Here is a 26221-nt window from a genome sequence, read left to right as displayed (position 1 = left end):
CGCTCTTGGTATATACTTGGAGTGCTTGATTATAAGCCTTGATCGCACTTTCAATATTCTCGGCTCGTTCTCCTAATATTCTGTTACGGTAAGCAATCCCCAGATTATTTTGCGTCATTGCCCATTTTTCAGGAAAGGCGCTCTTGGTGTAAACAGTTAGGGCGATTTCGTAGCCAGCGATCGCAATTTCCATGTTGCTAGCTTTGCTACCCAAAGGAAAATTGCTAATTCGATTACTGAATATAACCATCAAGTAGGCAATGGACTCTACTTGATCTGCTTCCGCTTCTGCTAAGGTATTTGTTGCCCAGTCACGCAATAATTCAGCAAAGATATCATTGAGTTTATCGGTATTTGCTGCCAGCAATGGGTAAATTACTTGAGCATCGCCGTAACTCTCGGCTGTTACTTGCAGTATTTTTTGTAGAAATTGCTCGTAAGTCTCTATATCTTCTGGAGTAATGCGAGTAGCTTCTGTTTGAGTTTTAACCGTTGTTGAGCGAAAATTTAGTATATTTACCAAATTTTTCAGCCAATTTACTATTTGGCGCATTGTTATGCCCTTTTCCGTTGCAAAAAACCAGCATCAAGCAATTCTGTATTAGCTGCCAATATCTCTAGTTTTTCACCACTAGGGCAATTTAACAGGCTTTCGATTAGCTGGTAATCAGCTTGTAGGCGCTGTTCGTTCATAGTCTGGTGCAAGTATTATGTAACACCTTTTTTATTATGACTTGTTGGCGAGCCGCGCAATGTTTCTTATTAATGTTGTAATGTTAATGACCAACGTTGTAATGTTTCTCCTTAATGTTGTAATGTTAATGACCAACGTTGTAATGTTTCTCCTTAATGTTGTAATGTTGATGACCAACGTTGTAATGTTTCTCCTTAATGTTGTAATGTTAATGACCAATGTTGTAATGTTAGCGATGCGTATCGTCTTGTAGAGAAGCGTTCCCGCTTTTTAACGCAAGCCAACAAACCCAATCCCCAGTCTGTTTTACACAACTTTACTCTTTTAACTAAGGCAATTTCCGTTAATAAATCTACCTCTGCCGTTGGTTTCGACTTCGCTCAACCAACTAAAGAATCGAGAGTTGAGCGTTCGCGTAGCGTCTCGAAGAGAAGTCGAAACTCGTCAACTTGGGTATATTCTTTGTCAGAAATCACCTAAGAATTATAGCCACCCCACCACCCCGCCTAACAGTGCAACTTAGACGGGGTAAATTGCCGTCAATATTTTTTGTATTAGTAGTTGACTTGTATAAAATTATACTCTAATATTAAAGCATAAGAAAAGCGATCGCCCTCCGGGAAGAGTCCGCGATCGCTTTTCTTTAAACCCCTACTCTAGGAGTCAATTACAATAATGACACAAGTACAAAAGTTCGTAGAAAATCAAAAGTTTGCCCAAGCACAGTTGCAACAGTATTTGAGTAGCGAAGACTTCGATGCACTTATCTTCAAACAATCTGCTCAAATGCGATCGTCCAACAGAGAACCAATTAAACACTTATTGATTGGTTCTCCGAAAGCCGTCACCAGTACAATTCACTATTTACAGGTCATTGGCTATGCAAGTGTTGGAGACTGGAGTCAACTACTACCAACCGCTAACCCTGGCGAAGTAATGAGTATTTTAAGCCGTCAGATTTTAGTTTCATAGAAAGCGGTGGAAAACTCCATTCATTTATGGGTGGAGTTTTTCATAATTCCACACTCAAATATGCAATTAGACCACAACATATCAAATATACGCCCTTGAGTTACGATAACACCTGCAAATACCTTGCCGAAAAATACCCTGGCAATACTTGTCGGTTAAGGGGAAAAGGGAAAGGGGAAAGGGGAAAGAAAAAACCTTTAACCTTTACCCTTTAACCTTTTCCCCAAACCAAATTCCGAGTTAAAAATCCTTAACCGAGCAGTATTGGATACCCTGGTGACTTTGCCAGATGGTTACTTGCATCTGACACCTCCGATATCCAAGTACTCAAAACCGAACTCAATCTCGAACCGATTCGCGCTGATTCGGTGACATTCCTGCAAATCGCCAACCAAATCTTGCATTTAGAGTTTCAAACGACACCAAAATCCAAAACCCCACTTGATTTTCGGATGCTAGATTACTACACCAGATTAAAGCGAGAATACTGGTGTGATATTGAGCAGGTGTTGATTTTCTTACAACCCACCTCCTCAGAAATTGTTTTTAATACCCAGTATGTAGATAAAAAAACCAGACATGAGTATCGAGTGATTCGTTTATGGGAAGAAGATCCCACACCACTGCTAGCTAACCCTGCACTTTTACCACTGGCGACATTAGCCAGAACCGACTCACCTGCCGACTTGTTAACTCCTCAAGTCGCTGTTAATGTCGATATGATTGAAGAAACAGACGAGCGACAAAATATATCAGCTTGCGTACAGGTTTTAGCTGGTTTGCGGTTTGACAAAAGTTTGATTACACAGCTTTTCAGAGAGGAAATTATGCAAGAATCTGTGATTTACCAAGATATTCTGCAAAAGGGATTGCAACAAGGAGAAGAACGAGGAAAGAAACAGGAGGCGCTACAACTGATTATGCGTCAGTTAACACGTCGGTTTGCTGCAATTGAGCCAGAGATAGAACAGCAGATTCGCACATTATCTATTGCTCAACTAGAAGATTTAGCCGAGGCGCTGTTAGATTTCTCTAGTCAAAGCGATTTAGTCAATTACTTAGGAAATATCTCTTTAACTCAACCCAATCAAGAAGATTAAGAAATTATCTCTACGGGTAAGCAAGTTAGTCAAGCATCTTGTAAATAAGCGATCGCGCTCTTTAGCACAACCCAGCAAACTAACGTAAATCTTGGGTTTCGTCTCTAGTCCTCAATATAAAGAGTCCCTTTAACTGAGAATTACAGCCTCTCCACAACCCCCAATACAGTTCGGATAAGTATTTTTCACTTTCCTTGTGGTCTGGGGAAAGGATGTATTCAAAACCTTTCACCTTTCCCCTTTCCCCTTTAACCGAACCGTATTGCCATCACCCCGCCTAACAGTGCAATTTAAACGGGGTAATTTGTCGTAAATATTTTTGTATTATTTAGCTATTTTGTATAAAAATATACTTTGCTATAAACCATGAGAAAGGCGATAAGCTAGGATTAAAATTTCTGGCTAACAGTGGAATTTGGAGAGTATCAACCAAATTCTTTCTGTTGTTGCCAAAACCGGATGCTCCCCACTCAAACCCACTATTTTTCTTGAAAATATCTGAAAATATATGAAATTTAGAACCTGCAAATATCCTTTCGCACTCATTCTAGTCAGCTTCGGTTTTTTGCAGATAGCTGATGCTCAAACTCCTGTAGCTGAAACCTCCAAGCTATCTCAAGAAATTTCTGTACTTCGGAAACAGGGCCCAAAAGGGTTACAAGTATTTCTTAAATCCCATACTAATACATTAAATACCGCTTCTTCAGGAGCAGTTCTACCTTCTCCTGCACTTCGGGTAGCTTTAGACGAACTTTGTCAACAACGGGACTGTTACGCCTCTCGTTTGTACTGGTACACTGATATAGAACAAGCCAAAGCTGCTGCTAGAACCAGTGGTAAACCCATTCTATCTCTGCGGTTATTGGGTAGGCTGGATCAAGATTTGAGTTGTGCTAATAGTAGGTTCTTCAGAGTAGCGCTGTATCCGAATCTTGAAATTTCTAAACTGCTTCAAGACCGCTTTATTTTGCATTGGCAATCAGTGCGCCCTGTACCCAAAGTAACTATTGATTTTGGCGACGGACGCAAGTTGGAGCGAACGATTACAGGTAATAGCATTCACTATATATTGGATGCATCAGGTCGGCCAATCGATGCAATTCCAGGGTTGTATAGTCCCAAAGCATTTTTGCGACAGCTAGAGCAGGCTGAATTAGCAGTAAAAAATTACAGTAAACTTACACCAAGCGATCGCGAGTCTTATTTAAGAAAATACCACAGCGATCGCTTAAATTCTATCCAAGCCCAATGGGTTGCAGATTTATCCCGCCTGGGTATCCAGTCTCCCCCTAAGTTGGCAGAAATTCCCAACAATCCCACTCAACCACCGACAGCAGAAATAGCAAGCTCTCTAGCAGTTTCTAAAATGAGAGTTGAAACGCCAATGCTAACTGCTCTCCAGTCTGATGCTGAACGGAATCAAAACGCTTTAGCTGAAATTACTGACCAGAAAGTTTGGGACAAAATTGCTCAACTCTATGCCGCCGATGCCAAGCTAGATCGAAACAGCATCTCTCTAATCAGAGCTAAAAAGTCTCAATCTGCTAACCCTCAAGGAGATAATTTGCCGATAATAGTGAAAAATTTTGAAGCCACAATGGCTTTAGATACAGTCAGAAATGAATATATGCTGCACAGCCAAATTCATCAATGGTTTATGCAGGGTAAGCAAACAAGGAGTGTGGAAGCGCTCAATGAACAAGTATACGGACAACTATTTTTAACTCCTAGTTCTGACCCTTGGTTGGGGCTTTTCCCCAGCGACAGCTACAGCGCCATTGATAATGATGGCATTCGTTAGTAGCTCATAAACTGATGTAAGTAAAAAGGAGTGATGAGATTTTATCGCATTGACACCTCACCCATCACTCCTTGTAACTTGCGCGTTGATTAGCTGTTACGCATTGTTAAATTACACCAGCTTACTACTTCATTTATCCTCTAACTAAAGAGGCGGATAATTATTAAGTTCATACGTGATTGGCTATACAAATTTTTTTAACTTATTAATATTTATCTTTGCAATTCTAGATATAGTAGTTCGACGATTGCTTGTTCTCAGTAGTTTTACTCTTACCCGTGTCAGATACAGCATGAGGCAGAAGGCAGGAGGCAGTGTTTCGACTACGCGGCAGTTGAGCGTAGTCGAAACTCAACAACCAGGGAGGAGGCAGGAGGTAAAAACCTTGCTATTCCTGAGATTTACGCTTGTCATTATGTCCTAATCTACCTACCTGGCAACTGCTATATCATAATGAATTTGAAGATGGAAAAGCTTGGATTCCCAACTTCTTAAAGAAATTGGGAAGGTCTGCGCTAAAGGAGAAGTAGCTAGCGTAGATATGAAATCTAACCCCTACAAAGGAGTTCTAAGCCTTTGGTGTTACCAATAATACTTTTAAAATATCCTCTTAAAGAAGTTGAGAATCCGGTTGTGTATTTTATTAATAGGCAAGGTATTCAAAATCACAAATAAACTTAACTAAGAGTCTATGTCTTTGGTAATAGTTGGTTAATGCTTGTGATGGAAGTTGGGGAAACTCTTATCAATTATTCTTGTATTCTTGGTAGCAATGGAAAAAATTATCATCAACACTAAATCATTCCTTGGGGGAATGACAAAGCGCATTCAGCAAGAATAGTCAGAAATTAAGGTTGAGATGTAGGATTTTCCAACTGTGGTATCTGCTATTTGCTAGTGTCATCATTTTGACTGGCTACTTAGTCAAAAATTAGCATAATCTAAGATGGTAGATTTGCCACTTGTATTTAGCTGAGTTTACAGAATTGTCCCACCAAAGATAGAAGTAATACTTATCAAAACACCGTAGTATATTTGTAAAAAACATCTGATGGCAAAAGTTATCAACAGACAAAACACTTTGTCATTTTCTAGATTCAATTTTACTTTTAGCATTTAGGTTGAATGCTATATATGTCATTTAAAAACTGACCCATCTGTAGCGACTATAAAATATAAATTGTTAAAAACCTAAAACAAATCTAACTTTATTACTTCTATTGTATAAAAATTGCAATTTACAATTAGTTAAATTTATCACTCACGAAAATTAGGTATGCCGCAATTTTTCAAGGATTTACTTAGTAGATTTTTTGCTCAACTTCTGTAAGCAAATAGCGGGAATTTAAGGTGAATATAGAAAAATTTGTCCAACGTACAGAAATATTGCACAAGCGTTTAGCAGATTTATACCAAACTGCTAGTTTATTACCTTGGATTTCCCCTGATTTGTTGCCGGAAGCTTTTAAGGAACTCTATAACACCTCAAAGATAGTACAGTTAGCAGCAGAGGAACTTTCTCAGCAAAACGAGGAACTAGTAAAAACACGGAATTGGCTAGAAGCAGAACGCCATCACTACCAAGATTTATTCGAGTTAGCGCCAGACGGCTATTTAGTGACTAATACAGAAGGAATCATCCAAGAAGCTAACCTCACCGCAGCTAAGTTGTTGAATGTTTCCAAGCATTTTTTAGTGGGTAAACCAATAATTAACTTTGTCCTTCTAGAAGAACGTCAGCAAGTTCGCAACGAACTGATACAGCTATCGCAATCAGACAGAGTTAGAGAGTTATTCGTACATTTGCAACAACGTTATGGCGAGTTATTTGATGCAGCTTTGACAGTGACAGTTGTCCGCAATCAGCAGGGTAAGGCAATCTCTCTGCGCTGGATGGTGCGTAATATCACCGAGCGTCGGCAATTAGAATCAGCAAAAGTTAAAGACAAGAGCGACATTTTCAGCGATGCCTACGGCGGTAAACTACGCCCCCTACATAAATATGCTAAAGGAGAAACTATTTTCCTCAACCCATTAGTAATTTGGTATGTTTCTCAGGGTTTGGTCAAACTCAGTACCTACTGTGAAACGGGTGAAGAAGTGCTGATCGGATTGGCAACAACAGGAATGGTTTTTGGTTCTAGTTTGACATATTTAGACATTTACCAAGCAACAGCGCTTGCTGATGTTGACTTAGTGTCAATTTATGCAGCAGAAGTATCAGCTTCTGCAACATTGAGCCATACACTTCTACCAAAAATTAAGCAGCGGTTACAGCAAACAGAATCTTTTTTAGCAATTTGTGGCAGACGGCGAGTACAAGATCGTTTACAGCATCTATTACAAGTTTTGAAACGAGAAGTGGGTGAAACTGTACCAGAGGGAACTCGCCTAAATGTTCGCTTTACTCACGAAGATATTGCTAGCGCCTGCTGTACCACCAGAGTAACAATTACACGATTGATGGGTAAATTTCAAGAAGAAGGTATAATCAGTTTTGACTCAAAAAAACATATTATCTTGAGAGATGTTGATTGATTACATTTTTGTTAAACAAAGATCAGTTGCCAGCCAATCAGGAAAATTGCTATATCTACAAAAATATGGCTGATGTATCCAGTCCAAATCGAGCAATAATTTAAGTAGCACCATGACCAAACTGCCCCTGCTAGAAACACTCCCAATGAGCATAATGTTGTCGCACGCCAGTCGAAGTAAGCTGCTAAACCAACAACATGATGAATTGTAAAAAAGAGTGCAGATAGTACTACAGCTAAAGGACTTGATACCAAAATTTCACATTTACGATAAACAAACCAACGCCAAACAAATTCCTCAAGTAAAGAGTTAACAAATATCCAATACACTGCACCTACTAAGTAAATCACAAAACTGTTCAATCCAACTTGTGTTGCGCGATCGCGAACATATTCAACATCTATCCATTTTGCGCCCAGCAACCAATAAACAATCAACATGATGCCTAGCATTAATAGTCCTAATCCGACTCCAGCTAATAAATCGCGGCTTTTAGGATATTCAACTTTTAAATTCTCTTTATCGACAAATAACAACCAAATAATGGGTACTAGCAATAACCAGATTTTAGCTAATAAAGCTACTAAATGTCCTTGCAAGCCAGGGAGTATATATAGTTGAGTTGCAATACCAATGGTCGGAACTGGCACAAGTAACAACAGAGCTAGTAGTGCATTTTGATTTTGGTTGGCTTTTAACATGGGAAAGTTTTATTGTATTTCGATGGCTTTAACTTTTAAACCACATCTATTTTGAAATTCATAGTTTTTATATCAAGTTAGGATGATTATTTGTAATCAAATCTATATCAACCAGGTTTACTATTAATACTGTTGGTTAAGGCAAGAGACGCGATGAATTGCCGTCTCTACAATAATTAGTCTTTCGTAGATACGGCGATTTGTGTCTTGATGATGATTTTTCAAATCTTGGTGAACGTATTGGTTGACTATTAATTTTTATATGCAAACTATAAAACATGAGTATCATAATCAGACTTTAATAAAGTGACACTTTGTATATTGCCACATAAATTTAATCCTAAAACTTCTATGAATTTGTGTGTAATATTCTTTTGAACGCAGCATTTTAATAATTAATTACTGTGCCAATATACTTACTTACACATAATTACAATGCACAGCGTCTTGCAACGTTGTGAAGGTCTGGGATTTGAGGCAGACATCAATACCCATTGTCCTAAGTACAACTTTGCATAAAATTTTAGCGTTTTTAAACTTACAGAGACATAACGCTATCCAAACAGGAAATTCAAAATGTACCCAAAATAATGTATATGTGATTGAAGGCGTATTGCTAAAATCGCGATGTCTAGGTTGGGCTACGCCTACGCAACATTAAAAGCGGCTATGCACACACTTGGCAAAAAAACTTCATCATCGGGCTACATCTTAGCACTGGATTTAGGTACGACAGGCAACCGCGCCTTTGTATTTAACGCAGACGGCAAGATTGTTGGGCAGGCATATAAAGAATTAACTCAGTATTATCCTCAGCCAGGATGGTTAGAACATGATCCTCAACAAATCTGGAAGGATACCTGTTGGGTAATGCAAACCGCAATTGCAAATGCCCAGATTGCACCATCAGCGATCGCAGCTTTGGGACTAACTGTACAGCGCGAAACCTGTTTGATTTGGGACAAAACTACTGGTAAACCACTCCATAAAGCGATCGTCTGGCAAGATCGCCGCACTGCTCCCCTTTGCCACCAGTTACAAGAACAAGGCTACGCTGATGAAATTTACGATCGCACCGGATTAATCATTGATGCTTACTTTTCTGCTACTAAGCTCAGATGGCTATTAGACAATGTGACTGATATTGACCTGAACAATGTCTTAGCAGGTACTATTGATAGCTGGGTGTTGTGGAATCTCACAGGTGGAAAAGTCCACGCCACTGACCACAGCAACGCCAGCCGTACAATGTTGATGAATCTCAAAACCTGTGAGTGGGATGAGATTTTACTGGATCTATTTCAAATTCCAGCGCATATTTTGCCCCAGATTCAGCCGAGTTTAGGAGTATTTGGAGTCACTGATGCGACTTTGTTGGGTGCTGAAATTCCCATTACTGCCATCTTGGGAGATCAGCAAGCGGCTCTATTTGGTCATGGCTGCGATCGCCCCGGTTTGATGAAATGCACTTATGGTACTGGTAGCTTTTTAGTAGCTCACACAGGAACAAAAATTGTGCGCTCGCACCATCAACTCATTTCGACAGTGGCATGGACACAAGCAAATACCAGCGATACTTTAGATGTCGGCTATGCCTTAGAAGGCAGTATGTTTACTAGTGGGGCTTGTATTCAATGGTTGCGCGATCGCCTGAAATTGATTAAAACTGCTGCTGAAACTGAAGCGATGGCCAATCAGGTAAAAGATAATGGCGGAGTCTACTTTGTGCCAGCATTTAGTGGACTGGGCGCACCTTATTGGGATATGAGCGCCAGGGGAGCCTTTTTCGGCATTACCGCCAGTGTACAACCAGAGCATCTAGTTCGCGCTGTGCTGGAAGCGATCGCTTATCAAGTTCTGGAAGTGGTGCAAGCAATTAACGCATCTAGCAGTACTCCAGTTGGGCGATTAACCGTAGATGGTGGCGCTTGCGAGAATAATTTTTTGATGCAGTTTCAAGCTGATGTCTTAGGTATTCCAGTTGAACGCCCGATAATGCGCGATACCACCGTTCAGGGTGCAGCATTTGCGGCAGGTTTAGCTGTAGGATTTTGGGAGAGCTATGAATCATTGGCAAAACAACGGCAGATTGAGCGTGTGTTTGAGCCGAAAAGTGATTTCCCCTTGTCCAAATTTGGTACTTGGCAAAAAGCTGTGAAACGTACTCTAGCTTGGGAGGAGTAACCGCCAAAAACGAGTTAAAGCGAAATTCATATCCTGAAATGGGGGAAGGCGAAGAAACAAACACTATTACAATCAAGCAAATGGATGGAGTATTGATTTATCATGCCCTACAGTCAATTCACCATTGACCGAGTGAAACAAGATTTTCATCTGAGTACTGTCGAAGGAGTCCGCTTTTTCCCAGACTCGATTGAACCCATTACTCCAAGTTTCAGACTGCAAGGTATTTTAGAGGATTTACCGTGGGCAATCGCAGTAGATACAGAAAAAGCTCGTTCAGAGGCGATAATTAATCCTATCTTGCTGGAAGTGCGACGCATCTTCAATTCCACAATTAGCGTGTTTTCAGGGGAAGAGTTTAACGTTGATGCAAGTATTGGACTCAACGGTGTATGTGACTTCTTACTTTGCCGTTCACCTGAACAATTAACGGTGGAAGCACCTGCAATTGTCATTGTTGAAGCGAAAAAATCAGATTTAAAATCTGGGTTGGGACAATGTATTGCAGAAATGGTAGCTGCGCAGCGATTCAATCAAGCCAGAGAGCAACCTTTAACAGCAGTTTACGGTACTGTAAGCAGTGGAACCCTATGGCGATTTCTGAAACTAGAGGGTCAAACAGTCACAATTGATTTGATGGATTATTCTCTGCCTCCTATCGAACTAATTCTGAGCTTTTTGGTGTGGATGGTGAAAGCAGGTTAATTTCATTCAAAAATCGATCGTTAAAATAACTCTTACTTTGTCAAAATATTACTCTCATATAATAAAAAACGCATGACTACTAAACCGAAGATTTTCATTGATGGGGAATCAGGAACCACAGGCTTACAAATATACTCACGCCTGAACCAACGGGATGACATCGAGTTAGTTAGCATTGAAGCATCTAAACGTAAAGATGCAACTGAGCGAACCAAACTAATCAATGCTGTTGATGTTATTATTCTTTGCCTGCCTGATGATGCAGCCCGCGAAGCTGTTAGCTTAGTTAGTAATACTAGGGTTAAGATCCTTGATGCTAGTAGTGCCCATCGCACGGCTAAGGATTGGGTATATGGTTTCCCAGAACTAAATCCAGGACAGCGAGAGAAAATCGCCAGTGCCCAGTTTGTCAGCAATCCGGGCTGTTATCCCACAGGATTTTTAGCTTGTATCCGTCCGTTAATTGCTAAAGGAATCCTGAACAGTAACTTTCCCATCACCGTTAATGCAGTGTCAGGTTACTCTGGTGGCGGAAAGAATCTGATTAAACAGTATGATACCTTCCACGAACAGCAAGCCGGTACAACGTCGCTCTACCCTTATGGCATCTACGGTTTGCAGTTTGGGCATAAGCACGTCAAAGAAATGCATCAGTATTCAGGGTTAGCATCACCGCCGCTATTCGTACCAGCCGTGGGAGATTTTGAGCAGGGGATGCTGGTACAAATACCTTTGCCACTAGGAAGTTTAGATAATCCACCATCAGGTAAGGTTATCTATGAAGCGATCGCTAACTACTATCAAAGTGAAAAATTCGTGCAGGTTGCTCCATTCCAAGATTCTACACTGCTTAGAGATGGAACATTTCTGGATGCGATCGCACTGAACGGTACTAATATTGTTCAGGTTTTTGTATTTGCCAATGACACCACCAAAGAAGTCTTGCTGGTTGCTCGTCTTGACAACCTGGGTAAAGGCGCATCAGGAGCCGCAGTCCAAAACCTAAACATCATGCTCGGTTTTCCAGAAGAGTTGGGATTGTCATGAAAAAGGGTTAAGGAGTAGGGAGCAGGGGAGCAGGGGAGCAGGGGAGCAGAGGAGCAGGGGAGCAGGGGGGCAGGGGAGCAGCACTTCGGCTACGCTCAGTGACCGAGGAGAAGTTGCAGTAAGTTTTCCCCTCTGCCCCTCTGCCAGGGCAAACGTCTCTTATTTACTAATAAAAACTAAGGAAAATTTCAAAATGACAATGGGGTTTAGCTTCTAGTGCATTCTACTTTTATCTATGCTCATCAATATTTAGATGCGTTTGCTCTGTATTATAGGTTGCTTGAATATTTAAACTTAACCCTGTTTTCTCCCTTTGAAAGAATGCGATAACCAAAATTGTGAAGTTTTGTTTTCCAGTTTTTTTCTATAAATTTTAGTTTCTATTAGAAAATAAAGCTTTAAGTCTTGGTTAAATCAAAGTTTTAAACTTTGGCTTCGATTATTGTTTTTCAAAAGTGATAAAACAGGACTAAATACACTACATTACAGACGGCATACGCAACTTTGGCTATTTAAGCAGGTCGTGTGCCCAATCTTTTAAAGAGTACCGCAAGGCACTATGTTCGCTCTGCACCTGAAGGTTTTTATTGATAATTCGTGCTGGGTGACTAAATGACGAATTATCAATGACAGATTATCTTCTTCTGGGTCTTTTATCTAATAAATGAACCGCAGCACCAGCCGCAGCACCATTGACACCATTTTTCCAGGTAGTGCCACAACCACCAGAAATTGCACCTGCCAATACACCAGCACCAGCACCTACACCGATATCTTGAACAGGTAAACGTCCGTTTCTTCTTCTGGCTCTGGCACTTCTTGCACCATTGGCAGCATTAACAGCAGCACCAGCAGCAGCACCTTTAAAAGCATTGTCTAATACGGAACCACAATTTGTTACAACCCCACTTAATACACCTGCCCCAGCTCCAATGGCTGCATTATTAATAATTCGGTCATCAGCAGAAGCAGGTTGAACCGGGATTAAGCTAGTACCACCTAAAGTAGCAGCCATCAATCCAGGTAGGAATGCGCGTTTTAACATATTTTGCATAGTAGTACCCTCTACAAATCTTACGATTGGCAAACAACCAAATTTCAGTGCGATCGCTAATCCTTGTATTCCTGATTTTAGACAATAGTAATATTATCTAAAATAAGGATATTTTGGATAATTGCACCTACTAACAATGTAATTTTAGCCTAAAGCTTGTTGTATTTACTGAGTGGACAATAATTAAACTGACACATTAACTAAAAAACAGTAAACCAAAAAGTTTTTTCTCAAAGAGCGATCGCTTCGCTAGATGGAGGCTAGTCCATCGTCTCCCAATCGATTCTCCCAAGACTGCCGAAAGCTTTACTGATGTGAGCTATTGGAGTGATGAATGGTATGTTGTTTATTCAAGTTAATCAGAATAATATACCTCAATTAAAAACAGGAAACTTCAAATGAGAATTTTTGTTCCAGGGCGTCTTTGTTTGTTCGGAGAACACAGCGATTGGGCAGGAGAATATCGCAGTGTTAATCCTCTTATCGAAAAGGGATACACCTTAATTGTTGGTACTAATCAAGGAATTTATGCCTCGGTCAAACCTAATTCTACTGAATTAATTATTCGTAGTTCTCTCAATGATGGCAAGAGTTATGAACCGTTGAGATTACCTATGGAATCTAATACCCTGAAATGCATAGCAGCAAAGGGTGGTTTTTTTAGTTATGCTGCTGGTACAGCATATCAAATTCTGACTAACTATAATGTTGGTGGGCTTGAGGTTGATAATTATCTAACCGACTTACCTATCCAAAAGGGATTATCTTCGAGTGCTGCCTTTTGCGTTTTGATTGCGAGGGCTTTTAATCGTGTGTATGACTTGAAGATGACAATTCGTTCAGAAATGGAGTTTGCCTATCTGGGAGAAAGAACCACTCCTAGCCTTTGTGGTCGTATGGATCAGGCTTGTGCTTATGGAAATCGCCCAATATTGATGATATTTGATGGTGAAAAAATCGATCTATTTGAACTGAAAGTGAGTGAGGATTTGTTTTTGTTGATTGTCGATCTTGGCGGCAGCAAAAACACACAAGAAATACTACAAAAATTGAATCATTGTTATCCTTTTGCTACTAATCCAATAGAGGAAAATGTCCAAAAATATTTTGGTTCTATTAGCTCTGAAATTACTCAAGCAGCAGTTGAAGCAATACAACTTGGAGATGCCCAACTTCTTGGAGCTTTAATGACAAAAGCCCAAGCGGAATTCGATCGGCACGTAGTTCCGGCTTGTCCCGATCAATTAACTGCAAAAAAGCTGCATCTGCTTCTCGATCACGAGCCACTTAAGCCTTATATCTTCGGAGGAAAAGGCGTAGGTTCTCAGGGGGATGGCACTGCACAACTGATCGTTAAAAATCAAGAGAGTCAAAGAAAAGCTATCGAAATTATTAAGCGTGACTTTCCTCAAATGCAAGCGTTACAGTTAACTATTTCAAGACTACCAACTCCTATGATTGACTTAGCTAAGGACAAAAAGCAGTATGGGGATGTTTGTTAAAATACCATCAGTCCTGTTTCGGGATATGTGCATAATAAATGATAGCTCTACCAAAAAGATAACAGGAATTAGGCTTCTGTTTGGCAGGATTAACGACTTGATACTAATCTGAGTCCCAGTACACCTGCCAAAATTAAGCCAATGCAAATAAAACGCTTTACAGAAGCAGGTTCACCAAATAACAAGACTCCTAATAAAGCCGTACCCATTGCTCCTATCCCAGTCCAAACGGCGTAAGCAGTACCTACTGGTAATGTGCGTAGTGCTATCGATAAAAAGAAAAAACTCAATATCATACAAACAACTGTGGGAATACTGAAAGCCAGCTTAGTAAAGCCTTGTGAATATTTCAGACCAATTGCCCATGCAATCTCTAAGAACCCTGCAATCAACAAATACACCCACGCCATTCTTTATTCTCCTGCACATTGTAGAAATTAAAACTTTTATTTTTTAACGATTTTTCTTATATTAAATATAAAAAAATATTGCGATATAGCTTTGAGGTATTGCGGCTCCACCCTACTCATTCGAGACACTTTTCCCGTAACCCTCCATCAGCACAAGTTATACAAAAAATAGTCAACCAAGCGATCGCCCAGATCACCCAATCTTGACTCACAGAACTAATTGAAAAATGCCGATATTTAGCGATTAGTTATTAATGATTCTTCACGAATACTTGATGACACTAGTGGTGGGCGCAGGCAAAGATAAGCAAGAGAACCGAGTAAGGGAACAAACACTACTGCTAAAAATACCTGGGCATCAGGGAAACGGCGACGAGCCATGTCATCACCAACAATGGTAGGAAATAAAAGATAAAACAGGCAAAATGCCAAACTCATACCATTGATAAAGCGATCGTTTTGGAACTGTTGCACATAATCTCCCCAATCACCAAAGGCAAAACCATAGATAAGTAAGACAACTGTGCTGAAAGTTAAGACGATACCGTAAAGGCGAGAATCCAGCAGACTCAAAAAAGCATCCTTTTGTCCTGAAAATTGTTGATTAGGTTTACGCAAAGCCAGATACGGCAAAAGACCAATTACACCGGAACCTACTGATGCTACGGCAAAAGGCCAAAAAGGAATTGGTTGCATTCTGCCATCAATGAACAATAAACTACTGTAAATTAATAACCAAATACCCACTAGAGAAAATAAAGAAAGGATAATTGGATTAATAGCAGCCCACTGAAAAGTAAATATATTTTTCAACAGCGTTAGCGTTTCATCTAAGTGCAAGGGCGGTGCCAACAATAAAATATAGGCGATAAATCCAGTCCACAGTAACCACAATGTAAGTTTAAGAGTCATAATCTTCATTTAGCTGCATAAATTCCAAAGACACAATTAATTGAGTTTTATAGTATCTCTCTGTTAATGCTATAAGTTTTATAAGACAGCCAGGATTTAACTAATTGATAGTTAAATCCTGGCTGCATTGTAAATTATGAATCCTCTGCTCGTTGTCGCTCAATAGGTAGAGCTTCTAAAGTTGAAAAAGGTAACATAGTTGCTCAAGGCATAGCCTCTAAGCTAGTAATTGCTGCTCATAGCGAGGAAAAGAGAGCGATGCCGAAGGCGACACTCAATGCTTGCCGCCTTCGGCATCGCTGAACGCCTTGTTAGGTATCGAGCCGCAGGATATTGGAAAAGTCAGATCGTAGACATCGCTCCCACACGATTCAAGCGAGGAAACTAAGCGATCGCTCCCCCAATTCTTAGAGGAAATCCTCTGCACCTCTGCCTCTTGTGCCCAATGCCCAATGCCCAATGCCCATTATCTTGATTTTTCTTTCAGTTCTTCAAGCAATTGAATTACATTATGCTCAAATGCTTTGTTTCGCTCTTGAACTGATTCAATTAACGGTTTATCAAAAAGATTAACAACATATTTAGCTAGCTGAATACCTAAAGGTCTTAAATGCCCACCTGCTACAGTGTTGCGAAAATCTTGAGGTGGCTTTTGCAGAATATTAGTAAACCATTCACAGGTTGATTTAGCAATATTGTCTGATTTGAAACAGACTAAACCCATGATATTAAATAGCCCACTATCCTTGATTAAATACTGAGTTTCTTTAACAGTTGGTTTCACACCCCAACCAAGATTGTCGATGATATCCGCTAAAAATTGAGGACGAATTGCGCTCCCTGTGTCAGCAATAGCAGGTGCTAAGAGGATAGAAACCTGTCCTTTAATGAAGACACTGTTAATTTTGATATTCTTATGCACATAAGTGTAAATTAATTTTTTAACTTCATCCGTTTTTCGCGTTAGTTCGTCAAAGAGAATGTTAATGTCTGCAATAACGCTTTCTATCTCTGACTCATCGGAAGTATTAGATAGCAGGTTCCGAATAAACTGTTCTCTATCTTGAGCATCTGGAGGTAGAGCAGTAAATCCTTCTAACAACGAGATATATTTACAGCCAAGGCTATGTCCAATCCAAGAAAAGTTTTTATCATCTAGATAGGCTTCATAATCATATCCTGCAACACTTGCCATCTTCACAAGCTCTGGCAAAATTTCATACTGTTCTCTCATGAGAAAACCAGCTTCTACATAATGGTTAAAAGTAAAATTAAATGGCAAAAGAATAATTGTATATCCCTGCTCAAATAGAGACTGAAGCAGATAACGATAAAAAAGCATAGGGCCAAATGTACCAAAGAAAGCCCCGGCAATAAATTGAATTACTCCTTTAGGCTTTGGATGTAGAGCGACCCAACTGTGTGAAACTGGTTTAAATCTCAGTTTTAGATTCATATTTACCATGACTTATTTGTAGGTATATGCTGAATCTCCAAACTGAAGTTGCTGCTTTTCGGATTATTCAAAAGATATTTTTACAAAACTGCGATCGCTTCGAATAAAGGGAGTTGAAGCTGTTTCTCAGGATGCACCTAGTTTTCTTGCACATTCTGCTAAACTGCTGATTCCGGGAAATGTGATTCCATCAAGTCAAAAAGCTTATCGCTTAAGCTGGGATCGTTAGAGAATGACTGTTTGAAACGATACTGGCTCATAGTTCAAGTATTACAATCAATTCGGTAGAAGCGACAAAATCAATTCCAGCAAATCCAGAAACAGGGAAATTATAAATACATAGCAAGGGCGTAAGGTGTTGTGCTTCCAAGGTAACAACCCAATATTTCTCAATCCTAAGTCTCTTCAAATAAGACTAAGCCATACTTTTCGCCAGTAGGCAAAAAGCCAATTCCTCGATAAACGGCTTGGGCTGCTTGGTTCTTATCACTTGTAAATAGGATGGCACGTTTTACTCCTTGCGATCGCGCATCTAACAATGAACCTGCTACCACACTTTTGGCGAAGCCTTTACCCCGCAGCGCTGGCGGTGTCCACACTCCACCAATTTGCACAATATCAGGTAAGCTAGCATTGAAAGCAGAGTAAGCAACTGGGATATCTCCTTCTACCAAAACCCAATGCATTGCCATAGAGTGACGGGCTTCAATTACGAGACGGCTAGCTGTTGTTAAAGTGGGAGTATCTCTTTGTCCTAAAGTTTCCACACTATAAGCAGCGCACCATTGGGTGAGTAATTCCAACTCATCTGGATGTGGCAAACGACACTGCACCTTTGCCGATGCTAGAGCTTCAGGTATTTGCAAATCTTGGAGTGCTAGAGAAAACAATATCTCAGATTCATCAAGCTGAGTTGGTCGGTTGTTAAATCCCAAAATGTTTTTTGTCGCTTCGACTTGTGCTGCTGGGCCACTAATTCCAGAAATAGCACGTCCAGATTGTGCCACAACTGCTTGCACCACCTCTGGCAAATATACAGGGGCTTGGACTATAATCATCCCATTCCAAAAATGGGCTGCAACTGCCACTATAGTTTCATCTGTGTAGGCCGCTATGTAAGTTCCTTGAAATCTTGCACCTTGGTCAAGCAGTCCCGCAGCTCGCCAATTAGAGCGCAAAAACATAGAAGTATCAGTGTGTTGCAAGAGAAATGCTTCTAGCGATACTTCATCTCCAGGTTGCAGAGTTTTCAAAGTAGGCACAATAAACCTCCTGTGATACTTGAAAGGGACACAGTTAGGCTGTGTCCCTAAAAGCTACTTCAAGATGCTAGGACTGCCGATAGCAGGTAAACTCCATTGAAAAAGTAGCCATACCAGAAGTAAGCGATCGCAATTCTGTAGAATACCCAAACATTCGCGCTAGTGGTACTTCTGCCCGAATCACCGTGTATCCCTGCATTGTCTCGGAACCCAACAACAAACCCCGACGGGAGGATAAGTCACCTTGAACCCTTCCCATAAACTCGTTGGGTGTTTCCACCTCTACAAGCATAATAGGTTCGAGGATGTAGGGTTTTGCTTTAGCGATCGCACCCTCAATTGCTTGATGGGAAGCTGACCGGAAAGCCAATTCTGAAGAGTCAATTGGATGATAAGAACCACCATCCAAAACGACTTTCACCCCAGTTACCGGATAGCCTTCCAGCTGTCCTGATTGCATCGCCTCACGGAAACCTTTCTCACACGCCGGGATATATTCTTTAGGAATCGCACCCCCAACCACCCGATTCTCAAAGACAAACGGTTCATCTGTAGGTTCAATCCACCCAGTAATATGGGCGTACTGACCGGGGCCGCCTGACTGTTTCTTGAATCGGTAGTCAAAGGTAGCTTGTTGCCTAATGGTTTCCCGGTACGCCACGGCGGGAGTACCGACGTAAACCTCGGCATTGTATTCCCGTTGGATGCGTTCGAGGTAGATTTCCAAGTGGAGTTCGCCCATCCCAGAAATCAGAGTTGCTCCTGATTCGGGGTCGATACTCAACCGGAAGGTGGGGTCTTCTCTTTGAAAGCGATTGAGTGCTTTGGAAAGGCGATCGCTATCTTCCTGTTTTTTGGGCGTAATTGCCAGCGTAATCACTGGTTCCGGCACAAACATCTTCTCTAGAGATACCAGTGGTTCTCCAGAACAGAATGTATCACCAGAAGCACAATCCACACCCAACAGAGCCACAATATCCCCTGCTACCGCAACTTTTACCTCTTCTCGCTTATTGGCGTGCATTCTCACCAAGCGACCGATTTGCACTCGTTGTTCAGTCCGCGAATTGTAGACGGTATCGCCTGGTTTGAGCGTCCCAGAGTAAATCCGCGTATAGGTCAACTGCCCAAAGGACTCAACGGTGAGTTTAAATGCCAATGCCACCAAGGAAGCATCAGGGTTAGGGTAGACACTCACCGAATTTGCGGTTTTGACCACTTCTCTATCTATGGGAGATGGTAGATAAAGCGTAACTGCATCCAATAAGTTTTGCACTCCTTTATTTTTGAATGCCGAACCCAGCAGTACAGGTGTGAATTCTAGACTCAAGGTTGCTTGTCGAATGGTTTCCCAAATTAATGTTTTGGGAATCTCCTCACCCGCCAACAACATTTCTGTCATCGGTTCTGAGAACAGCGACAAAGCATCTAGTAGTTTCTCCCGTGCCTGTTGTGCCTCATCTTTAAGAGCTTCGGGAATTGACTTTTTGATGTGGTTTTCGCCGTTTTCACCTTCAAAGTAGTCAGCAGTCATTTCTACCAGATCGATCACTCCCTGGAATTGGTCTTCACTGCCGATAGGATACTGGAGCAACATTGCATTTAGTTGCAAGCGATCGCGTATTCCCTGTACTACATGATATGGATCTGCTCCCGTCCGATCCATTTTGTTGATGAACGCCAAACGCGGCACACGGTAGCGCTTCATTTGCCGATCCACCGTAATGGACTGGGACTGCACACCCGCCACAGCACACAGCACCATCACTGCCCCATCCAATACCCGCAAGGCACGTTCCACTTCAATTGTGAAATCTACGTGTCCAGGTGTATCAATCAGGTTAATTTGAGTATCGTGCCACTGGCAGGTGGTAGCAGCGGAAGTGATGGTTATACCATGTAGTTTTTCTTCTGGCATAAAATCCATCGTTGCACCCTTACCGCCTCCCCGCACTTCCTCAATAGCGTGGATTCTGCCCGTGTAGAAGAGAATTCGCTCTGACAGCGTAGTTTTACCAGAGTCGATGTGGGCAGAGATACCAATATTTCGGATGCGTGTTCGGGGAATCATAAAATTTCCTTTTGTTCAAGCGACAAACAGTCACCAACTGAGTGGTGATATATTTGTATTATATATGTAGTACAAATAAAAGACAAGGCTGATAATACAAAAAAACCGTTGATATTTGCCCTAGTAGTCTGCAAACCCAAAATTGTTAGGTGAGGGCTGGGGAAAGGGTAAAGGGGAAAGGGCAAGGGATTTGAAACCTTTCCCCCTTACCCCTTACCCTTTACCCCGCCAAGTTACGAAAGCGAACTACTAGCTGACGTTTAAAATAGGTATTCAAGCGGAGGAAATGAAAGCTTGAAATTGATATTGGTAGCTCCCGATTCTTTGTTGTGTGCAGCCTTTCAACAGCATTTTAATTACTTACCCAATGTAGAAATAGTGAATAACTATTTCGAGTGGTTGCCAGATTTTGATTGTATGGTCAGCCCTGCTAACTCTTTCGGAATGATGGATGGTGGCATAGATGCGGCAATTATCCGTTTTTTCGGTCGTTCCTTAATGGCAAAAGTCCAGCAGCGCATTCTTGAGGATTATTTGGGCGAACAGCCTGTGGGAACATCAATGATTGTGGAAACAGGCCATCACAAACATCCTTTTTTGGCTCATACACCCACTATGCGAGTTCCCATGATTATTGCTGGGACAGATATTCCTTATATTGCGATGTGGGCGATGCTGCTGGCAGTTCGACACCATAATCAACACGCTAGGCAAAAAATTAACACCATTGCCTGTCCTGGATTGGGTACGGGAATAGGACGAGTGCCATATACTGAAGCTGCTAGACAGATGGCATTAGCTTACGATCATTTTCTCTATCCACCCAAGCATCTCAATTGCATAGTTGCGGCTGAAAGACAACTTCAGATATGGGAAGGAGGAGATTTTAGGTAAAGCAGGACTTTGGATAATAGTCTGAGTTCATTACTAGGCAAAATATGGTGTTTCCTATGGTGTTAAAAATTTAAATGCAATTTATCAAATATTTTTGCAACCCGAAGGGAAACACTATTAATTAAGGGAGCGTTATGTGCTTATTAAACTTTATAAAAAATATTAAGGTTTAATACATGAGTTGATTTTCTAACTCTCAATTTTATTTCTTGTCTTTTACCACTTTAAGTAGCATCAGAGAGTGATAAATCCTTGATTTTATGGGAGTTTTGAATTTATCGCAGGTCGAAATTGTAAAAGACGAGTATTTAGTTTTGTCATAAATTTAATATAACTAAAAATCTAAGGTAATGTATACATGACTTCCCAATACTTCTCGGTTAAAGGGTAAAGGGGAAGGGGAAAAGAGAAAGAAAAAACCTTTAACCCTTCCCCTTTAACCTTTTCCCAAAACCCAATTCCGGATTAAAAATGCACAAAGCGAGAAGTATTGCATGACTTCCAGCATTACAGACATAATCTTTCAGTAGATATGAATAAAAAAAACCGAATTTCTTACCAAGATAACCGCACAGCGATCGCTGCATTCAATGCAATCGTAATGGCAGGAGCAGAGGCTTATATCAATGGGTTAAAAATCCCCGATACTCTGCTTAAATCCCTTTTAAATCTCTCCATGCAAATCAGCTACAAATATTTTCCTTCTCTTTTAGTTCCCTATGAATGGCTGTTGCAAGAAAGCGATCGCCTTGCAGAAGGGTCACAGGAACTAATGAAGGTTCAATACAACCTACCCGAAGAAATGTTCACTCTGATGTTAAAAGAAACAGAACTTTTATATCCCAAATACACAATGGCTTTTTGGGAAAAAGGAGCATCTAACCTTGAGCAAGCTCAAATGCACATGCTCGATGATTTGATCGCAAAAGCAGGCATCGAAGACGGAGATGAAATCTTAGATTTGGGATGCGGTTGGGGTTCTGCATCAAATTACATTCTTTCCCGGTTTCCGCATGTGAAAGTAACGGCTCTTAATTTGAGCCACGGGCAATGCGAATATATGCGAAAAAAAATGCGAGACCCTACCAGTTACCTCAGTTCAGATAGATTCACTCTATATGAAAAGGACTTTAATGATATTGATTTTGAGAATAAGTTTGATAAAATTATGGCGATTGGCCTGTTTGAACATGTAGGGAATTTAACGAAATCATTTCAAAAACTGGCTTCTCTCCTTAAAGATGATGGCAAGGTGTTAATTCACATAATCACAACCACATTACCTTATAATATAACCCATCCTTTTATCGACAAATATGTTTTTCCAAACATGCGGGTGTGGAATTATGATGTCATCCCAAAGATTGATACAGACCTGAAAACTATTAATCAATGGTATTTAAATGGTGCTAACTACTCAAAGACTCTGATAAATTGGTTGATAAATTTTGATCAAAATCAAGCTAAAGTCAAAGATTTAAATTATGGCATGAACTATGGCAAGTTCTGCCGGATGTGGAGACTTTATTTGCTCTTGTGCATTGTGTATTTTGACGGTTGTGATGGTGAAATTCTTGGTAACGGTCAATACTTGTTGGTTCATTCGTGACAAGTTAATTGCATAAGTACTAATAATTTAGCGATCGCCCAACCTATTGAGAGCAATTTTTGGTTTCTTAGTTGTAGAAGCCAGCAATAAGTGTGTGAGTAGCATTGAATGGCAAATAAACGTTTCTATCACATTGGCTTTGGACAAGATGATTTAGGTTCATCGCCTCCCAGCATTGCCTTATTATCTGGCGATCCGGAGCGATCGCGTCTAATTGCCCAAACTTATTTACAAGATGTACGCGTGTTGTCAGAAAATCGCGGACTCAATAGCTATGTAGGATATTTGCCTAATGGTCGCACCATCTTATCAGCTACAAGTGGTATGGGTGCGCCTTCATTAAGTATTGTCGTCAATGAGTTGGTACAAGTAGGAATCCGGCAAATTATTCGCATTGGAACTTGCGGTTCCATTCAATCTTATATACCAGTCGGTAGCGTTGTTATTAGCAGTGCAGCATTATGCCGCCAAGGTGCAGCGAATGACATTGCACCTGTGGAATATCCAGCCGCAGCCGATCCTTTTCTGACAGTTGCTTTAGTTAAAGGCGCACGAGAATTAAAGGTTGAACATTACATCGGAATTACGGCATCAGTTGATACTTTTTACGAAGGACAAGAACGCACTGATTCCGCCAATCCAAATTTAATGCGATCGCTGCATGGCATTACAGAAGAATATCGGCGCTTGAATATCTTGAATTACGAGATGGAATGCGGCACACTATTCAAAATGGCAGGAGTGTATAATTTTGCTGCTGCTGCTATTTGCGGTGTAGTAGCTGGACGTACTGTTAGTGAAAATATCATCTTAGAACAAAAAGATATTGCTGTTAAAAATGCGATCGCAACTGCTGTAAATGCAGCAACAAACTTTGAGTAAGCTAACAAATTTCTCCTAATCCAACTTCTTAGTATATCAGATTGAATCTGCTCTAAGTAGTTTCATCATGTCTTTACCTAATCTTTAATTTACCAATCAGTAATTATATGTAAGATGTATTGAGTAAGATGCAATTTCATGTTTGTGAGATACATATATAAAACATTAACTAATTGAAAACTAAAAAAGTCGTTATAAATGTCTATTTAAAATAGATGCAATTTGAATTTATATATTAAAAGCCTGTTATCTAACACCATGTTTTACAGCCACCATGATGAGTTTAGAGATTAAGAGTAGTCAAAAAAATTGGAGTGCAGTATAACATGAAGAATGCTTGGAGGCGTTGGATTACAACCGTTAATCTAGCTGCAATTGCACTAATGCCAACGCTGATATTTTTAGCATTCTCTCATCGGGCAACAGGAGACGATCCAGGAGCGTGTTATATGATAACTTCCTCTGGGAAAACCGTTGGATTGGGAAGAATTTGTGGCAATATCATAGCCGCACCTTCAGACAATAAAGTTTTTCGAGTCTCAATCAAACGCCGTTTTGGTGGAACTCCTGTGATTGATGTCACTTTCAACGACAAAAAAACCTTTGAAATGATTGTAGATACAGGTGCTAGTGGAACCATTATCACTCAAGATATGGCGAATACACTGCAATTACAGGCTACAGGTACAATGCAAGCCCAAATTGCTGATGGTAGTGAAGTAAAATTTTCAACCAGTAAGGTAAAATCTGTTGCAGTAGGTGGAGTTACAGCCAATAATCTTCAAGTAGCGATCGCCCCAAAAGCAAGCATCGGGCTACTAGGTCACGATTTCTTTGGCAACTATGATATTAAAATTCTGGAAACAGAAGTTGAATTTCATCACCGCTAATGCTTGCAGCTTGTAACTTATTGAGGTTTTTATATTGAAATATCAAAAGGAATCTGAGCCAAGGTACTCAGCACTCCTGAAGCAGCTTAACAGCGTTATAGAATAGAAAGAAACCTTACATACATTACGCTGATTCAGCAGAATTGCCCATGACCACTTCTAAACGCCAATATCACATTACTACTTTCGGTTGTCAGATGAATAAAGCTGACTCAGAGCGCATGGCTGGCGTTTTGGAAGACATGGGCTTTGAGTGGTGTCCAGATCCGAATCATGCAGATGTGATTCTCTACAATACCTGCACCATTCGGGATAATGCTGAACAAAAGGTATATTCCTATCTTGGCAGACAAGCAAAGCGTAAACATGAGCAGCCTGATTTAACCCTCATTGTTGCTGGTTGTGTTGCCCAGCAAGAAGGAGAAGCGCTGTTGCGGCGAGTCCCAGAATTAGATTTGGTAATGGGGCCACAACACGCCAACCGTCTGAAAGATTTGTTGGAGTCCGTATTTGAGGGCAACCAAGTTGTCGCAACCGAGGCAGTTCACATTATTGAAGATATCACCCAGCCGCGACGAGATAGTACAGTGACCGCTTGGGTGAATGTGATTTACGGCTGTAACGAACGCTGTACCTATTGCGTGGTTCCCAACGTGCGTGGTGTCGAACAATCTCGCACGCCGTCAGCTATCCGGGCTGAAATGGAAGAATTAGGACGGCAAGGTTACAAAGAAATTACTCTACTCGGTCAAAATATTGATGCTTACGGCAGAGATTTACCTGGAGTCACAGCAGAAGGTCGGCATCTGCATAACTTTACAGATTTACTTTATTACGTCCATGATGTGCCAGGGATTGAAAGGCTAAGATTTGCTACTAGCCACCCCCGTTATTTTACTGAGAGATTAATTCAAGCTTGTGCTGAGTTACCCAAGGTGTGCGAACACTTCCACATTCCTTTTCAATCTGGGGATAACGAACTATTAAAGGCAATGGCGCGGGGTTATACTCATGAGAAATATCGCCGGATTATCGATACCATTCGGCGGTATATGCCAGATGCCTCCATTAGTGCCGATGTGATTGTCGGTTTTCCTGGGGAAACAGAAGCACAGTTTGAAAATACCCTGAAACTGGTAGAAGATATTGGCTTTGATATGTTGAATACAGCAGCATATTCGCCGCGTCCAGGGACACCAGCCGCTTTGTGGGACAATCAACTGAGTGAAGAAATTAAAAGCGATCGCTTGCAACGGCTCAATCATTTGGGAAACTTGAAAGTAGCAGAGCGATCGCAACGTTACTTTGGACGCATTGAAGAAGTTTTAGTAGAAGACCAAAATCCGAAAGATCCAACCCAGGTGATGGGACGTACTGGCGGTAATCGTTTGACCTTTTTTAGCGGTGACATCAAAGAACTCAAAGGGCAGTTAGTGAAGGTAAAAATTACTGAAGTCCGTCCTTTTAGTTTGACAGGTGAACCAGTTGAAGTGAGGCAAACTGTTTTGCAGTAAGAAGCATTTGAAGATTATACCCC

Annotated in this window: 21 protein-coding genes and 1 pseudogene; 13 read left to right on the top strand and 9 right to left on the bottom strand. The window is 40.8% G+C overall.

Annotation, left to right across the window (positions count from 1 at the left end):
* Together V7K45_RS14010 and V7K45_RS14005 are read right to left on the bottom strand one after the other, a co-directional pair.
* Positions 1 to 553: pseudogene (locus tag V7K45_RS14010) on the bottom strand (CHAT domain-containing protein); the annotation flags it as partial.
* Positions 554 to 555: 2 nt separating this feature from the next.
* Positions 556 to 693: a hypothetical protein gene (locus tag V7K45_RS14005; protein WP_335004307.1), complete on the bottom strand. Its 138-nt coding sequence runs from the start codon at positions 691 to 693 to the stop codon at positions 556 to 558.
* A 676-nt stretch (positions 694 to 1369) separates the two neighbouring features.
* Between V7K45_RS14005 and V7K45_RS14000 the strand changes: the two genes are divergently transcribed.
* The 4 genes from V7K45_RS14000 (at position 1370) to V7K45_RS13985 (ending at position 7105) form a co-directional block, all read left to right on the top strand.
* Positions 1370 to 1666: a hypothetical protein gene (locus V7K45_RS14000; protein ID WP_335004304.1), complete on the top strand. Its 297-nt coding sequence runs from the start codon at positions 1370 to 1372 to the stop codon at positions 1664 to 1666.
* 263 nt (positions 1667 to 1929) lie between these two features.
* The gene (locus V7K45_RS13995; RefSeq protein ID WP_335004313.1) at positions 1930 to 2766 is read left to right on the top strand and encodes a DUF4351 domain-containing protein; all 837 of its coding nucleotides are present in this window, start codon (positions 1930 to 1932) and stop codon (positions 2764 to 2766) included.
* Between the two features lie 508 nt (positions 2767 to 3274).
* Positions 3275 to 4567, top strand: a complete 1293-nt coding sequence (locus V7K45_RS13990; RefSeq protein WP_335004302.1) for a hypothetical protein — start codon at positions 3275 to 3277, stop codon at positions 4565 to 4567.
* Between the two features lie 1350 nt (positions 4568 to 5917).
* Positions 5918 to 7105, top strand: coding sequence for a PAS domain S-box protein (locus V7K45_RS13985; protein ID WP_335004300.1), 1188 nt, complete (start codon positions 5918 to 5920; stop codon positions 7103 to 7105).
* An 11-nt stretch (positions 7106 to 7116) separates the two neighbouring features.
* Here the strand turns inward: V7K45_RS13985 and V7K45_RS13980 are convergent, their stop codons facing one another.
* On the bottom strand, positions 7117 to 7806 hold the full coding sequence (locus V7K45_RS13980; RefSeq protein ID WP_335004298.1) for a CPBP family intramembrane glutamic endopeptidase: 690 nt from the start codon (positions 7804 to 7806) through the stop codon (positions 7117 to 7119).
* Between the two features lie 669 nt (positions 7807 to 8475).
* On the opposite strand from V7K45_RS13980, the gene glpK reads away from it, so the two are divergent.
* The 3 genes from glpK (at position 8476) to argC (ending at position 11742) form a co-directional block, all read left to right on the top strand.
* Entirely contained in the window at positions 8476 to 9990 is a 1515-nt protein-coding gene (gene glpK, locus V7K45_RS13975; protein ID WP_335004311.1) for a glycerol kinase GlpK, read from the top strand.
* A gap of 102 nt (positions 9991 to 10092) precedes the next feature.
* On the top strand, positions 10093 to 10695 hold the full coding sequence (locus V7K45_RS13970) for a hypothetical protein (protein ID WP_335004296.1): 603 nt from the start codon (positions 10093 to 10095) through the stop codon (positions 10693 to 10695).
* 72 nt (positions 10696 to 10767) lie between these two features.
* Positions 10768 to 11742, top strand: a complete 975-nt coding sequence (gene argC, locus V7K45_RS13965) for an N-acetyl-gamma-glutamyl-phosphate reductase (RefSeq protein ID WP_335004294.1) — start codon at positions 10768 to 10770, stop codon at positions 11740 to 11742.
* 634 nt (positions 11743 to 12376) lie between these two features.
* Here the strand turns inward: argC and V7K45_RS13960 are convergent.
* Positions 12377 to 12796 (bottom strand): hypothetical protein, encoded by a 420-nt coding sequence (locus V7K45_RS13960; protein WP_335004292.1) that lies wholly within the window; start codon positions 12794 to 12796, stop codon positions 12377 to 12379.
* A gap of 398 nt (positions 12797 to 13194) precedes the next feature.
* Here V7K45_RS13960 and V7K45_RS13955 point away from each other — a divergent pair, with 398 nt between their 5' ends.
* Positions 13195 to 14298, top strand: a complete 1104-nt coding sequence (locus tag V7K45_RS13955) for a mevalonate kinase family protein (protein ID WP_335004290.1) — start codon at positions 13195 to 13197, stop codon at positions 14296 to 14298.
* 89 nt (positions 14299 to 14387) lie between these two features.
* On the opposite strand, the gene sugE is transcribed toward V7K45_RS13955, so the two are convergent.
* The 5 genes from sugE to fusA all read right to left on the bottom strand — a co-directional run bounded on the left by sugE (position 14388) and on the right by fusA (position 20409).
* Positions 14388 to 14708 carry a quaternary ammonium compound efflux SMR transporter SugE gene (sugE, locus tag V7K45_RS13950; protein WP_335004288.1) on the bottom strand — a complete coding sequence of 107 codons (321 nt, stop codon included), beginning with the start codon at positions 14706 to 14708 and terminating at the stop codon, positions 14388 to 14390.
* A 237-nt stretch (positions 14709 to 14945) separates the two neighbouring features.
* Positions 14946 to 15620, bottom strand: coding sequence for a hypothetical protein (locus tag V7K45_RS13945; protein WP_335004286.1), 675 nt, complete (start codon positions 15618 to 15620; stop codon positions 14946 to 14948).
* A 466-nt stretch (positions 15621 to 16086) separates the two neighbouring features.
* Complete coding sequence (locus V7K45_RS13940) at positions 16087 to 17076, bottom strand: DUF1350 family protein (protein WP_442941996.1); 990 nt, start codon at positions 17074 to 17076, stop codon at positions 16087 to 16089.
* A gap of 395 nt (positions 17077 to 17471) precedes the next feature.
* On the bottom strand, positions 17472 to 18338 hold the full coding sequence (locus V7K45_RS13935) for a GNAT family N-acetyltransferase (RefSeq protein WP_335004282.1): 867 nt from the start codon (positions 18336 to 18338) through the stop codon (positions 17472 to 17474).
* 67 nt (positions 18339 to 18405) lie between these two features.
* Positions 18406 to 20409, bottom strand: coding sequence for an elongation factor G (gene fusA, locus V7K45_RS13930; protein WP_335004280.1), 2004 nt, complete (start codon positions 20407 to 20409; stop codon positions 18406 to 18408).
* A gap of 294 nt (positions 20410 to 20703) precedes the next feature.
* On the opposite strand from fusA, the gene V7K45_RS13925 reads away from it, so the two are divergent.
* The 5 genes from V7K45_RS13925 (at position 20704) to miaB (ending at position 26198) form a co-directional block, all read left to right on the top strand.
* The gene (locus tag V7K45_RS13925; protein ID WP_335004278.1) at positions 20704 to 21303 is read left to right on the top strand and encodes a macro domain-containing protein; all 600 of its coding nucleotides are present in this window, start codon (positions 20704 to 20706) and stop codon (positions 21301 to 21303) included.
* Positions 21304 to 21835: 532 nt separating this feature from the next.
* A complete protein-coding gene (locus tag V7K45_RS13920; protein WP_335004276.1) occupies positions 21836 to 22912 on the top strand; it encodes an SAM-dependent methyltransferase in 1077 nt (358 codons plus the stop codon).
* A 108-nt stretch (positions 22913 to 23020) separates the two neighbouring features.
* The gene (locus V7K45_RS13915; RefSeq protein ID WP_335004274.1) at positions 23021 to 23794 is read left to right on the top strand and encodes a nucleoside phosphorylase; all 774 of its coding nucleotides are present in this window, start codon (positions 23021 to 23023) and stop codon (positions 23792 to 23794) included.
* A gap of 326 nt (positions 23795 to 24120) precedes the next feature.
* Complete coding sequence (locus V7K45_RS13910) at positions 24121 to 24684, top strand: retropepsin-like aspartic protease family protein (protein ID WP_335004273.1); 564 nt, start codon at positions 24121 to 24123, stop codon at positions 24682 to 24684.
* 149 nt (positions 24685 to 24833) lie between these two features.
* Positions 24834 to 26198 (top strand): tRNA (N6-isopentenyl adenosine(37)-C2)-methylthiotransferase MiaB, encoded by a 1365-nt coding sequence (gene miaB, locus V7K45_RS13905; protein ID WP_335004270.1) that lies wholly within the window; start codon positions 24834 to 24836, stop codon positions 26196 to 26198.
* Positions 26199 to 26221 lie beyond the last annotated feature (23 nt).

The sequence above is a fragment of the Nostoc sp. genome, assembly GCF_036917375.1.
Taxonomy (GTDB): domain Bacteria; phylum Cyanobacteriota; class Cyanobacteriia; order Cyanobacteriales; family Nostocaceae; genus Nostoc.
The sequence above is the reverse complement of the archived record's forward strand: the minus strand, read 5'-3'. Positions and strand labels throughout refer to the sequence as shown.

Coding starts and splice junctions, on each gene's coding strand:
- V7K45_RS14005 (WP_335004307.1), bottom strand. CDS start 693: ATGAACGAACAGCGCCTACAAGCTGATTACCAGCTAATCGAAAGCCTG.
- V7K45_RS14000 (WP_335004304.1), top strand. CDS start 1,370: ATGACACAAGTACAAAAGTTCGTAGAAAATCAAAAGTTTGCCCAAGCA.
- V7K45_RS13990 (WP_335004302.1), top strand. CDS start 3,275: ATGAAATTTAGAACCTGCAAATATCCTTTCGCACTCATTCTAGTCAGC.
- V7K45_RS13980 (WP_335004298.1), bottom strand. CDS start 7,806: ATGTTAAAAGCCAACCAAAATCAAAATGCACTACTAGCTCTGTTGTTA.
- glpK (WP_335004311.1), top strand. CDS start 8,476: ATGCACACACTTGGCAAAAAAACTTCATCATCGGGCTACATCTTAGCA.
- V7K45_RS13970 (WP_335004296.1), top strand. CDS start 10,093: ATGCCCTACAGTCAATTCACCATTGACCGAGTGAAACAAGATTTTCAT.
- argC (WP_335004294.1), top strand. CDS start 10,768: ATGACTACTAAACCGAAGATTTTCATTGATGGGGAATCAGGAACCACA.
- V7K45_RS13960 (WP_335004292.1), bottom strand. CDS start 12,796: ATGCAAAATATGTTAAAACGCGCATTCCTACCTGGATTGATGGCTGCT.
- V7K45_RS13955 (WP_335004290.1), top strand. CDS start 13,195: ATGAGAATTTTTGTTCCAGGGCGTCTTTGTTTGTTCGGAGAACACAGC.
- sugE (WP_335004288.1), bottom strand. CDS start 14,708: ATGGCGTGGGTGTATTTGTTGATTGCAGGGTTCTTAGAGATTGCATGG.
- V7K45_RS13945 (WP_335004286.1), bottom strand. CDS start 15,620: ATGACTCTTAAACTTACATTGTGGTTACTGTGGACTGGATTTATCGCC.
- V7K45_RS13940 (WP_442941996.1), bottom strand. CDS start 17,076: ATGAATCTAAAACTGAGATTTAAACCAGTTTCACACAGTTGGGTCGCT.
- fusA (WP_335004280.1), bottom strand. CDS start 20,409: ATGATTCCCCGAACACGCATCCGAAATATTGGTATCTCTGCCCACATC.
- V7K45_RS13920 (WP_335004276.1), top strand. CDS start 21,836: ATGAATAAAAAAAACCGAATTTCTTACCAAGATAACCGCACAGCGATC.
- V7K45_RS13915 (WP_335004274.1), top strand. CDS start 23,021: ATGGCAAATAAACGTTTCTATCACATTGGCTTTGGACAAGATGATTTA.
- V7K45_RS13910 (WP_335004273.1), top strand. CDS start 24,121: ATGAAGAATGCTTGGAGGCGTTGGATTACAACCGTTAATCTAGCTGCA.
- miaB (WP_335004270.1), top strand. CDS start 24,834: ATGACCACTTCTAAACGCCAATATCACATTACTACTTTCGGTTGTCAG.